We start from the raw sequence: 11,715 nt of genomic DNA on the forward strand, positions 1-11,715 counted from the left end.
CGTCGGTGCCGATCAGGGAACCGAAGACTCCAGCTCTCCCTGGCGCCGCATTTGCAGGTACAACGCCATCACAGCAATCACCGCGGCCGACGCGCCCGTCAGCGGGATGGACGCCAATGACGCATAACTGATCGTAAGGCCGCCCAATGCGCCGCCCAGCGCAGTCCCCAGATTGAAAGAGGCAATGTTCAACCCCGCCGCCACCGAACTGTAGGCGGGAATGAAGCGCTGGGCCTGCCTGAGCAGCCGCAGCGTCAGCAGGGTCACGATGGCGAAGAAGCAGATGCCCAGCGTGCCGATCAGAAGCATCATCGGCACCGGCAAGCTTGCCACGCCGTACAGGCCGAGCAGATTCAGCGCCAACGCGACCAACGCCAACCGGATGCTGCGATCCACGTCCGTCGCGTCGGCAAGGAAGCCTCCCAGAAGATTGCCGGCGATCGCGCAGATGCCGAACAACAGCATCCCCAGGCTCAGCCACTGCACGCCCACCGCAGTGACCTGCTGCAGATACGGCGAGACGAACGTAAAGAACGAAAACGTGGCAACGCTGACGAGCGCGCCGATACCGGCGGTGATCAGCAGCTGCGGATGGGCGATGGCCTTGATGCCCTTCCACGCGCCACCGCCGGTTGAACCCGCTTCCGCCTCACCGCGTGGCATGCAGAGCGCCAGGCCAAGCATGCCCCCCGCACTGAGCACGCCAATCGCCATGAAAATCACGCGCCAGGACCACAGGCTTCCCAGATAGGTGCCGAGCGGAACACCGATGGCCAGTGCGAGCGTCAGCCCGATCCACACCACCGACAGCGCCCGACCGGATCGCTGTGGATCCACCAGCCGGGTGGCCGCGTCGGAGGCCACCGCCATGAACACGCCGTGGCCCAGGCCGACCACGAAGCGGACAGCCAGCAGAACCACCAGATTGGGCGACGCACTCATCAGCAGGCTGCCCACCCCAAGCAAGGCCGTAGCCAGCAACAGGATATGCCTGTCCCGCCAGTGGGCGACCAGCGCGGTGATGAACGGTGCCCCGATGGCGGCACCCAGTGCGTAAGCGGCAATGGCCGTACCGACGAGGGAAATGGGCGCATCAAGATCGTCGGCAATGGCGGTCAACAGCCCCGCGACGACGAACTCGGAAAGACCGAACGCGAATGCGCACAGCGAAAATACATAGATGGCGGCGGGCATTGCAGATCCTCAGCAGCGGGGCCGCCGAAGACTAGTGGCTTGCCTGGTGTGGGTGAAGGACTGTCTGCATACCGCACCAAGACGCGGCGCGTCTCATCCGATCAGGGCGGTGACAAGGTCTCCAGGACCGCCTCTATCAACCGGTCGCGGATCGCCGATGCCCGGGTCTCGTTCCAGGCCATGAACAGGTCCAGGCGGGACAGCGCATCGGAAGCGTCCACCTGGAGCGGGCGGAACACCACGTCCGTTCGCGCATTTGTGGCGAGGGACGCGGGCAGTAGCGCGACGCCGAACCCAGCGGCCACCAGGGCGATCAGGGTCTGCATCTGTCGGCCGTGCTGCACGATGTCGGGAACAAACCCCGCCGCGTGGCACAGGCTGAGAAGCTGGTCATGGAAGCCCTTGCCGAGCGTCCGCGGTGAGGCGACGAACGCGTCGTTCTTAAGCAGTTGCAGCGCGATGGTCGGGGCCGCTTCCAGCCGATGGCCGGCAGGCAGCGCGACGACAATCGGTTCGCTCGACACGGTGGCCAGACGCAGGTGCGGGACAGACGTTCCGGGCGACCGCATGAACCCAATATCCGCCCTGCCCTGCTCCAGCGCGATCACCTGCTCCTGGGTTGTGGCTTCCACCATGGTGAACGAAATGCCGGGGGAAGCATGTCGGAAACCGCGAAGCGCGCGAAGCAGAGGGGCATAGGGCGCGATGTTGATGAAGGTCAGCGTAAGGTGGCCCTCAATCCCTTCCGCCACCCGTCGCGTCTGCGCCACGCCCTCCGCCAACGCGCGCAAGGTGCTGCGCGCAGTGACAAGGAACGCCGCGCCGGCCGCGGTCAGTGCCACACTGCGATTGGTGCGCACGAACAGAGGCGCACCGACGGCGCTCTCAAGCTTGCGGATCGCCTGGCTCAGCGGAGGCTGGGCCATGTGCAGCCGCTCGGCGGCACGATTGAAATGCAGCTCTTCAGCAACGGCAACGAACTGTTGGAGCAGGCGGGTCTCTATCACTGAAACGCCACACCTCTTGTTTCCCCTGGATTGGGCGTGGTCAACATAGCAAATCACTGCGCCTGGGGCGCCGACGCGTTCGCGATCTCAACGCCCCCCCACTCTGCCATGCACCCACCCAAGTCTATCCAGGGCGCGTCAGCCACGGGACTCGCGCTTCTGCTTTCCGGGGTCGGCATGGTCTTCAGGCATCTGCCTTGGCTTGAGCGCTGCCATGGCGGTCCCGAGGTCCGCTTCCGGCCAGAAGCGGGCCATTGACCGCCCAATCTGCTCAGATTCCGGCGAGCACGCTCGGATCACCCGTCCTCCAGACGTTGTCCACTACCACGCGCTTGATCTCCCACCCCGCGTCACAGCGTGACAACACAACGTCATAGCGGTTCCCGCCCCTGCAGCACCGGGTACTCGAAGCCCGCCTTTGCACCGGCGGGGCGGAAATCGGAGATGGCGTCCTCTGTAAAGGCCGAAGAGAGTAGCGCGCGGTCGCGCAGGTCGATACCTGCGGCGAAGCGGCACAGCGTTTCGACCACGGCATGTGTGTCATGACGGATATCGGCGGAGTTGAGGTGCAGTGACATGGGGTGGATTCCTTAGTGAGGTGTGGAAGGGGCTGGGTCAATGAAGGTGATACGGGTGTCGGCGATGGTCTCTGCGAAGTCGCTGCCGAATACACCTACAGGCGTGTGGAAGCCTGGACGCGCTTCCCCTGCCAGCACACGGCGCGCAGCCACGACCGCGGCCAGGGGCGTGAAGCTGTAGCCGTTCACGGTATCCAGCACCGCGCGGGTGATGGCACCGTCGGCGCCTAGCACCTCTACCGCTGCCTGGTACCGGTTGTCGGCGCGCTCCTGCGCGGTGGGTCCATCCGGCAGTGCATCGATGCCGCCTTCGGGGAACGCGCTGCCAGACACATGCACGTAGGTTTCGATATCGCCAACCCCGGTCTGCCTGGCGATGGTGATCAGGTCAGGCAGCGTCACCGGGAAACAGCTCACCAGCCCATTGCCGAAATCGAGGTCCTGCAGCGCGTCCGGCGCGTGCGCCGTGAGCACATCATCTCTGCGCATCAGACACTGTGCAGTTACGTGCTGGCTGGCACTGATCGCCGATCCGCGCGACATCGACCCCGTTACGTGCAACGCGATACGGATGGACACCGGTGACGGCACACGCTCAACGGCACGCGCGGCCAGGCTGCCAAGCATCGCCACGCTACCCCCGCTACCCGGCAGCAGCATCACCCCCGCCTCAGTGGCGGTCAGGTCATGGCGCTCGGCCAGTTGGTAGCTGTCCAGCTCGGCGGCAATATCCAGGTAGTGGACGCCCCCACGAAGGCAAGCCTCCATCAGCGCACCCGCGGTGTGCGCGAACGGCCCAGCGCAGTTGAGCAGCACCGTGATGTCCTGCAGCCCGTAGTCCACATCGCCAGCGTTATCCAGCGCGAACACGCGGTACTCCACGCCAAGGCGCTTGGCCAGCGCCTGCAGCGGAGCTTCGTCGCGCCCCGCCAGTACCAGCTTCAGCCCAGCTTCTTCCGCGTGCGCGGCAGCCATGCGCCCGGTGTAGCCGGATGCACCGTAGATCATCAATGTCTTCATGATGTGTTCCTCGCCACCCTACTCGAGTGCGGCGTCAATGCGAGAAATAAGGCCTGCGGGATCCACGGCCACTAGAAGCAATCCGATCTCGTGACCGAAATCGCCAGTGAAATCGACCCGGGCTCTTGCACGTACATCGCCAAGACCTTCCAGCGACAGCAGCCGGGTAACCGTGTGGTAACCCAGGAAGTACTTTTTCAGATAGTCACGCACACCGGCGTGCTCGTTGAAGGTGCATCCGGTGGACGGGTCATCGATCACTGCCGTCGTGCTGAACAAGGCCAAGGCCCGTTCGATATCGAAGGCGTTCGTGGCGTTGATGAAGTCAACCACCGTGGCCTGCACGGGGTGCGATGCGGCGGCGTCATTCATGGCCGTGCTGCCAGCTTTTGTAGACGAACTCCAGGCTGTAGCCATCCGGATCGCGCACCTGCGCGGCGTAGTAGCGCGGGTCGTAGTGCAACTGCGGGCCAGGCGGGTGGATCTCGCTGGCGCCGGCGGCCATCGCGGCGGCATGCGCTGCATCGACCATCGCGCTGGAGTCTGCCACGAAGCCAACGTGTGCCGCCTGCGCCGCCGCCACGCCCTGCCGCAGCCAGAAGAAGACCCGGCCGCCTGCGCCGAAGCCTTTCAGGTCCGGGTGGCCGGGAGGCCCCTGCCGACCGTCGTAGTCGAGCCGGTTGACGATGCCCAGCGGGGCCAGCGCGGCCGTGTAGAACGCGACCGAGCGGGTGGTGTCGGTGACAGTGAGGAAAATGTGGTCGAGCATGTCGTACTCCCGTTGCGAACTAGATGTTGTAGCCGCCTGCAACCTCAATGGTCTGCGCATTGACCCACGCCTGCTCATCACCGAGCAGCCCGGCAATGACGCGGCCTACGTCGTCCGGCTCACCTACCCGGCCCAGTGCCGTCTGGGCGGCCAGCAGGGCTTCGAATTCATCATTGAGGCCGCCGCCCAGTTCGGTACGGATCGCCCCGGGTGCGACGGCATTGACGCGGATGCGGCGCTCGCCGAACTCCTTGGCCATGTAGCGGGTAAGCACCTCCAGCCCACCCTTGACGGCAGCGTATGGCGCCACCCCGGCGGTGGCCACACGCGTGGTGGCACTGGTGACGTTGACGATGCTCGCGCCAGTACCCAGCAGCGGCAGCAGTGCCTGGGTAAGGAAAAACGGCCCCTTCAGGTGCACATTGAACAGACCGTCGAACTGTTCCTCGGTCACGGTCTCGATCGGATTGAACAGCCCAAACCCGGCGTTGTTCACCAGGCCAGCCAGCGCGGAGGCGCCCCAGGTACCCTGCAAGGTGTCCTTCACCTTCGCGGCAAATGCCGCAAAGCTGCCGGTGTTGCCCACATCCAGCTGCAGGGCCACTGCCGTGCCGCCTTCTGCCTGGATGCGCTCCACTACCAGCCGGGCAGCATGGGGCTGGGCGTTGTAGGTGAGGATGACGCCCATGCCGCGCTGCGCGCAGTGCAACGCGGCGCTGGCACCAATGCCGCGGCTGCCGCCGGTGATCAGTACGTGTTTCATGCAGGTGGTCCTGTGCAGTGAGGGGAGATGCACAGGCTAGGGTCGCCGACTGCGGCGCGCCGACCTGATCCTCGCCAATTCCTGCCTATTCCTGCTTTCCGCCTTGCCAGCCCCCTGCGGCGGGTGTCCAATGCTGTCATGGATAACGCACTGGAAGAACTGCGCCGCCTCGCGGCGCATGCCGAAAATCGCCGTACCGATACGGGTATTCCCCGCGTTGCCATGGTGCAAGGCGAGATCCCGGAGCATGCCCTGGCGGCCGTATACGAGCCGATGATCAACCTGATCCTGCAGGGAAGCAAATCCATGACGGTGGGTGAGAAGACCCTCGAATACGACCCGGCCACGTACTTCATCATGTCCGTGGACCTGCCGGCGGTGGGTGCCGTGCACCCGGCCAGCACCGGCGAGCCGTACCTGGCGGTGAGCCTCACGCTGGACCTTGGCATCATCGCAGCGCTTTTGTGCGATACCACCGATGCCGCCACCGGGCGCGGCGAGCCCTCCACCCAGACCGAGGCCTTCAGCGTCGCTGCCGTCACCCCGGAGCTGATGGATGCGTGGGTGCGCATGCTGCGCCTGATGGAACGCCCCGGCGAGATACCCGCGCTGGCGCCGGCGTACGAGCGCGAGATCCTGTACCGCGTGCTGCAGGGGCCACGCGGCTGCATGCTGCGGCAGTTGGCCACACCGGATTCGGCGCTGGCGCGTATCAGCAGCGCGATCCAGCGCATCCGTAGCGACTACGCCAAACCGCTTCGAATCGCCGCCTTGGCCGAACAGGTGGCAATGAGCGAGTCGGCCTTCCACCGGCACTTCAAGTCCGCCACCGCACTGAGTCCGCTTCAGTACCAGAAACAGCTGCGCCTGCTGCAGGCCCGTCAAATTCTGTCGACGCGGGGAACAAGCGTTACCGCAGCCGCTCTTGATGTCGGCTATGAGAGTCCCACCCAGTTCACCCGCGAATACGCGCGTGCCTTCGGTCTGCCACCCTCGCAGGATGCGGCGCGCATGATCGCAAGCCGACGTGGGTAAGCGGCACGGGCTTACTGCCTTCCACGAATCAGTGCCAGCAGAGTGTTCGTGGAAGCAGTGGCGCAGGAAGTGGCGCCTTTTGGCATCCAGATGACGCTGATCGAGCCGGGCCCGACGGCCACGGGCTTTGGCGGTGCGCTGGACCAGGCCGACGCCCTGCCCGCCTACGCCGATACCCCCAGCGGTGCCATCCGCAGCGCGTTGTTTGGCGAGAACGCGGGCGCGTTCTCGATCGATGGGGACGTGGAGAAGATGGTGGCCGCGATCATCGCGTGCGCCGACGCCGCAGTGGCGCCGCGGCGGCTGTTGCTCGGAAGCAGTGCGTATACGCGGGTGCATGCGGCGTTGCGCGAACGGCTGGCAGAGCTGGAGGCGAACCGGGCGATCACCTGCGCCATGGACGTGGGCAGGTAGACACGAGCTACACCGGAGGATGACACAGCACGCGGCCTGGGCGATCCCAGGCGGCCACCGGCGTGGGTGTCAATCGGCACGGCAGTGGTGACGGAACAACACGGCGGCCCATCACGACAATCCCGTCACGGGTTTCCGGAGATGCTCTGCTCATTCCCCCTGTTCAGGAGCAACGATGCCCACCTCAGCATCTTTTGTCATTCGCTCCTTTGAAGCGAGCTATGCCTCTTCCGGCGAAGTAGAGCGCATTCTGGCGCTGACCGTGGAATGCGGCCATTGCAGTACAACCACGGCCTCAACCCTTGGCTCTCTGATGGAGCTTCCAGGTGGTGCGCTTTTTCGCTGTGGGCAGTGCGGCTCGCATCACGCCGTCAGCAACGCGCGGCTCTCGGCTATTGGCGAGCCTTCCAGGCGTTCTTCGGAGCACGCGTTGGCACGGGAAATACAGCGCAACCCAATGCTGCCAGTGTTCCATCGGGCCCTTGCCATCGAAACGAGATAGTAGCCGGCGGACGTCCTGGCCTTGGCCTCGACGTCCACTCTCACCGTCCTGATGAGCTGCCCTTGGACGTCGCATTCTTGTCCCTGTCGGACCGCGCGTCGGCGTCTTCCTTCCCGGCGTGAGCATGTCCACCCGTCGGGTCCTCTATCTGGATGACCTTCCCCTTCTGCCACGCATCGGCGCCTGCATCGATTGGAGGCGCGGCGATGTCGGCACGGCGCTTTCGCTTGTCCTCACTACTGACCCCGAGCCGGGCGTCACGGGCAGCAACCATGGCCGGGTCCGCCTGGCCATCTGCGGTGAATCCCATCATCAGCTGCGGCATGCCTCGGGGCAGGTCTTTGTCCAGGTCTGTGTGCCAGGTGTGCCAGGTCTTTCCGTACGTATGGATGAGCTTCCCCATCAGCGCATGCTCGGCCACCTCGGGAATCCCTGGCGCGATGAGCTGACCGGATTTCACCTCTTGAACGTGGCTGTGCCATAGCGCCTTTTCCTGCTCAGGAAGGCCTGCAAAGAGCGTCTCACTGATGATGTACTCCACCCCCATCAACTTGGCGTCTTTCACGTTGCCGTCGTAGATCGTGCACTGGATGACATCCTCGTTGAGGATGGCGCAGTAGTGATGGGCTTCCATCTGGACCTGCATCTGACCGTTGTAGAAATGGAACCCATCCAGATAGGCGTTGATGGCATCGACCGGCGGTCGGTCCTGCAGGAGGGCTGCCCCGATCTCGAGCGCTTTGGTCTTCGCGGTTTCTTCGGCCCCGGGCGCTTGGACGCTGGATGCTGTATTCCCGCCACCACACCCGGACAAGGCGAAGATGACAGCGACACATACGACGGCTCGATGCATTGCGGCTCCTTCTGAACGTCACAAGCGATCCGACTTTGCGTTCCAGATGCTGGACGTGCGGCTATGTTCAGTGCGGAACATCCCCACCGACCGTCACTTGCCCAGATGCTTGCGAACCGCTACCGAGGTCGGGCCCACGGCCTTGACCGCGTCCTTGAGTTGGGCAGCGGTCACGCCCAAGGCCTTGGTCCACTACTGGACCTCTTTCTAGCCTCCCAACGGTGGGGCGCCCGTGAACATGCATTGCATCCCCCTTCACGCCTTCCATCCTGAATTGCGGCCTCTGGGCCAAGCGCGTGAGCGGGTTCCGCCACGCGTGCGAGCCGGTCACCGACACCTGAACGACGAAAGGAAAGGGATGTGCGTGCCGTGCGCCAGTGGGACGTGGCACGCGTGTAGCAGACCTTCACGGATCTGCGCACGCGCCTAACGAGAGTGCGCCTAGCTTCAGCGCTCCACCCACCACCAACCCGGAGAATCCTCATGGCGATCAAGACCGCAGAAGACCTGTTCATCCACGAACTGTCGGACATTTACAGCGCGGAGAAGCAGATGGCCAAGGCGCTTCCCCGCCTTGCGCGCGCCGCCACCGACCCGGACCTGGCCGCCGCCTTCGAAACCCATCTTGAGGAGACCCAGGGCCAGATCGAGCGCATCGACCAGGTGGTCGAGCTGCTGGGTATTCGGCTCAAGCGCATCAAATGCGCTGCCATGGAGGGGTTGGTTGAAGAAGGAAAGGAAGCCATCGACAGCATCGAGGAAGGCCCAGTGCGCGATGCCGCGCTTATCGGCGGTGCCCAGAAGGTTGAACACTACGAGATCGCGTCCTACGGCACCATCGCTGCCCTAGCCAAGCAGCTGGGTTACAAGGACGCGCTGCCGCTCCTGCTGGAAACCCTGGAAGAAGAAAAGGCAACCGATGAGAAGCTGACGCTCCTGGCCAAGGCCGGCGGCAACGCCAAGGCCGCGAAGGCCGCCTGAGACCCGTAGCGATCAATAGGGACGGAGACTTTCTGCCGGAGGTCCCATTTCCGGCGAGCTGAAGTGGCTGCACATAGGAGCGGCATGGACCGCCGCTCCTTCACCACATTTTGCACGGCACCGGACTGGTGTCGAGAAGGATACTCCGATGCCTTCCAGCCCCGGGAACGACGATGGCCCGACATCACGCCGGGCCATCATGATGACAACATTCCTGGATGTGCGCGTCACACCCTGCCGCTCATCTCCATCAGGGCCTCATCTCGCCTCTCGCTGAAAGCGGCACGTGCAGGGAAGCAGCCACATGCAGAGCATCGTCAGCGGCCGGGTCACTTTCGGGAGAACCAGTGCCTTTCTGTTCAAGGCCCTCCTGCACCGCTGCAAGCAGCCGGCTCGCACAGCGAACGGCGCTCCCGAGGGCCGGTTCCAGCCCCACAAGGTAAACGAAGCAGCCGTCGAACTTCGCCGACGCGGTCTCGAGGCCCTCTGAGTAGGTCATCTCGCGTTTGAGCGCCTTGAACCAGCGCTTGGGCGGCTCGGCGTCCAGCTCGATCACGATGGCGGCTTCGCCGAAGTCCAGCGGCATCGCTTCAATCCTCAGCACCTTGGGGCTTGACGGGTTTTTCTGTCTGGCGGCCATTGCCCTTCTCCTCTGGAACAATGACGGAGAAGTATCCGCAGCACGCGCCAAGACCGCGTCAAAATTCGCCCGCGCCTGGCAGCGGCGCCGCGTAGGCCCGCAGGAATAGCGCGATGGTTGCATCGGGCCCGGATGCCGGCCTGGCCCCTTCGGGCAAGCCGTGTTCTGTGAGGAGCAGCCTCAGGAACTTCTCGCTGTCTGCGGCGTTGGTCGGGCGGCTCGAGGCCTTCGTGAATGCGTCTTCTGCAAGCCTGAAATACGGTGCAAGCATCGCGTTCCAGTGTTCCCTGTAGACATTACTGGCCGGACCAGAGTGCGACAACGCCCGGCAGAATGCCTGGCACGACGCATCTGCCGCCAATCGCCCGATGCCCTGCGTGATACGCATCAGCGCGTCGCCCAGATCGGCAACCCCGTGCATGTCCAGCGCGTCTGACGGCATCGATGCCAGGTGGCCGTCCATGACCGACCTGTAAAGCCGCTCCTTGTCGCGGTAGTGCGCGTACAGGGTGACCTTCGTGACGCCACAGGCCGCCGCGATGCGGCTCATCGTCGCCCGCTCAAAGCCCTCCTCCGCAAAGACAGTGGCGGCGGCTTCGCGGATGCACCGCCTGGCGCGCTCCCTCGCCCTCTCCCAGCGCAGGCTGGTTTTGCTTGCGCAACGGGTGGAGGCCGCAGTGTTCACAGGCGCCGGAACAGCGCGCTGGCGTTCACGCCGCCAAACCCGAACCCGTTGGTCAGGGCGAACGCGATGTCCGCTTTCCGCGGTACGCCGCCTACGATCGACAGTCCCTCGGCCAACGGATCCGGGCGCATCAGATTGAGCGTCGCCGGCGCGATCTGATCACGCAGAGCGAGCACGGTGAAAATGGCTTCGATGCCACCCGCTGCCCCGAGCAGATGCCCCGTGCTTGACTTGGTGGCAGAGATCAGAAGATCAGGTCGGGTACCAAACAGCGCGCGCATCGCCGCAAGCTCTGCCCGGTCACCCACCTGGGTGGAGGTGGCATGCGCGTTGATGTGATCGACCTGCGCCGGCGTAATGCCTGCCTGTGCCAGCGCGATCTCCATCGCCCGCCGCGCCCCGCTGCCATCCTCGGGCCCGGCCGTCAGGTGGTAGGCATCGGAGGTCGTCCCGTAGCCAACCAACTCGGCCAGCGGCGTGGCGCCACGCGCCAAGGCGTGGTCCAGGCGCTCGATCACCAGCAACCCTGCCCCTTCGGACATGACAAACCCGTCCCGCTGCTCATCAAACGGGCGAGAGGCTGCCTGCGGTGTGTCGTTGAACGACGTGCTGAGCGCCTTGGCCGCTGCGAATCCACCCAGGCTGACCCGATGCATCGCCGCCTCGGCCCCACCGCACAGCGCGATGTCCGCCTCACCGGAGCGAATGAGACGCGCCGCATCACCAATGGCTTGCACACCCGCCGCGCAGGCCGTGACGGGCGCGCCCTGCGGGCCCTTGAACCCGTACCGGATCGACGCCTGCCCCGCCGCCATGTTGGCCAGGAAGGTCGGCGCAGTGAACGGCGACAGCCGGCCAGGCCCGCGGCTGTCGGTGGTGTGGACCGCATTGACGATGGATCCAAACCCGCCGATCCCGGTGGCAATCACGGTCGCCGTTCGCAGCAGCCCGCGGGCATCGGCGTCCTGCCACCCCGCCTGCTCAAGCGCTTCGTGGGCGGCGACCAACGCGAACTCCACGAACCGGTCCATCTTCTTGAGATCTTTCGGCGCGATGATCCCGGTGGAATCAAAGCCAGCCTCCGGGTCTTGAATGCGGTCAGGCACGCGGCCACCCACTTCACAGCCGGTGCCCGCCGCAAGCTCGGCGCCCAGCGATCCGATGCCGGAGCGCCCGGCCAGGAGGCGCGACCAGACGGTTTCAACCCCGCAGCCGAGTGGACTCACCACGCCCATTCCGGTCACCACGATGCGATCTTTGTCGGCACTGCTCAT

14 protein-coding genes and 1 pseudogene are annotated in these 11,715 nt (G+C 64.8%); 3 read left to right on the plus strand and 12 right to left on the minus strand.

Translation table 11 applies throughout. The features are described 5' to 3' along the window. Positions 1-12: 12 nt before the first annotated feature. From NR101_RS01775 to NR101_RS01805, 7 genes are all read right to left on the minus strand, one after another. Entirely contained in the window at positions 13-1,194 is a 1,182-nt protein-coding gene (locus tag NR101_RS01775) for an MFS transporter (protein ID WP_256774447.1), read from the minus strand. 101 nt (positions 1,195-1,295) lie between these two features. After that, positions 1,296-2,201 carry a LysR substrate-binding domain-containing protein gene (locus NR101_RS01780; protein ID WP_256774448.1) on the minus strand — a complete coding sequence of 302 codons (906 nt, stop codon included), beginning with the start codon at positions 2,199-2,201 and terminating at the stop codon, positions 1,296-1,298. A 371-nt stretch (positions 2,202-2,572) separates the two neighbouring features. Beyond that, on the minus strand, positions 2,573-2,779 hold the full coding sequence (locus NR101_RS01785) for a nuclear transport factor 2 family protein (protein ID WP_256774449.1): 207 nt from the start codon (positions 2,777-2,779) through the stop codon (positions 2,573-2,575). Between the two features lie 12 nt (positions 2,780-2,791). Further along, positions 2,792-3,799 (minus strand): saccharopine dehydrogenase NADP-binding domain-containing protein, encoded by a 1,008-nt coding sequence (locus NR101_RS01790; RefSeq protein WP_256777692.1) that lies wholly within the window; start codon positions 3,797-3,799, stop codon positions 2,792-2,794. Positions 3,800-3,817: 18 nt separating this feature from the next. Further along, complete coding sequence (locus NR101_RS01795; RefSeq protein WP_256774450.1) at positions 3,818-4,171, minus strand: nuclear transport factor 2 family protein; 354 nt, start codon at positions 4,169-4,171, stop codon at positions 3,818-3,820. After that, positions 4,164-4,568, minus strand: a complete 405-nt coding sequence (locus tag NR101_RS01800) for a VOC family protein (protein WP_141056987.1) — start codon at positions 4,566-4,568, stop codon at positions 4,164-4,166. Before NR101_RS01800 ends, NR101_RS01795 begins: the two co-directional genes overlap by 8 nt. Before the next feature lie 19 nt (positions 4,569-4,587). Beyond that, positions 4,588-5,331 (minus strand): SDR family oxidoreductase, encoded by a 744-nt coding sequence (locus NR101_RS01805; RefSeq protein ID WP_256774451.1) that lies wholly within the window; start codon positions 5,329-5,331, stop codon positions 4,588-4,590. 27 nt (positions 5,332-5,358) lie between these two features. On the opposite strand from NR101_RS01805, the gene NR101_RS01810 reads away from it, so the two are divergent. Together NR101_RS01810 and NR101_RS01815 are read left to right on the plus strand one after the other, a co-directional pair. Then, positions 5,359-6,366, plus strand: a complete 1,008-nt coding sequence (locus NR101_RS01810) for an AraC family transcriptional regulator (protein WP_256774452.1) — start codon at positions 5,359-5,361, stop codon at positions 6,364-6,366. Positions 6,367-6,408: 42 nt separating this feature from the next. Then, on the plus strand, positions 6,409-6,780 hold the full coding sequence (locus tag NR101_RS01815) for a hypothetical protein (RefSeq protein WP_256777693.1): 372 nt from the start codon (positions 6,409-6,411) through the stop codon (positions 6,778-6,780). Between the two features lie 542 nt (positions 6,781-7,322). Here the strand turns inward: NR101_RS01815 and NR101_RS01820 are convergent. Further along, positions 7,323-8,135 (minus strand): OBAP family protein, encoded by an 813-nt coding sequence (locus tag NR101_RS01820; RefSeq protein WP_256774454.1) that lies wholly within the window; start codon positions 8,133-8,135, stop codon positions 7,323-7,325. 93 nt (positions 8,136-8,228) lie between these two features. Further along, positions 8,229-8,339, minus strand: a pseudogene (locus NR101_RS01825) (DUF3606 domain-containing protein); the annotation flags it as partial. 279 nt (positions 8,340-8,618) lie between these two features. On the opposite strand from NR101_RS01825, the gene NR101_RS01830 reads away from it, so the two are divergent. Then, complete coding sequence (locus NR101_RS01830) at positions 8,619-9,116, plus strand: ferritin-like domain-containing protein (protein ID WP_256774455.1); 498 nt, start codon at positions 8,619-8,621, stop codon at positions 9,114-9,116. Positions 9,117-9,366: 250 nt separating this feature from the next. On the opposite strand, the gene NR101_RS01835 is transcribed toward NR101_RS01830, so the two are convergent. The 3 genes from NR101_RS01835 to fabF are packed head-to-tail and all read right to left on the minus strand — an operon-like array spanning position 9,367 to position 11,715. Next, positions 9,367-9,756: a hypothetical protein gene (locus NR101_RS01835; RefSeq protein ID WP_256774456.1), complete on the minus strand. Its 390-nt coding sequence runs from the start codon at positions 9,754-9,756 to the stop codon at positions 9,367-9,369. Positions 9,757-9,814: 58 nt separating this feature from the next. Continuing rightward, positions 9,815-10,441, minus strand: coding sequence for a TetR/AcrR family transcriptional regulator (locus NR101_RS01840; RefSeq protein ID WP_256774457.1), 627 nt, complete (start codon positions 10,439-10,441; stop codon positions 9,815-9,817). Further along, a complete protein-coding gene (gene fabF, locus NR101_RS01845; RefSeq protein WP_256774458.1) occupies positions 10,438-11,715 on the minus strand; it encodes a beta-ketoacyl-ACP synthase II in 1,278 nt (425 codons plus the stop codon). The genes NR101_RS01840 and fabF overlap by 4 nt, the downstream gene beginning before the upstream one ends.

It is taken from the genome of Stenotrophomonas sp. Ste86 (genome assembly GCF_024519465.1).
Taxonomy (GTDB): domain Bacteria; phylum Pseudomonadota; class Gammaproteobacteria; order Xanthomonadales; family Xanthomonadaceae; genus Stenotrophomonas.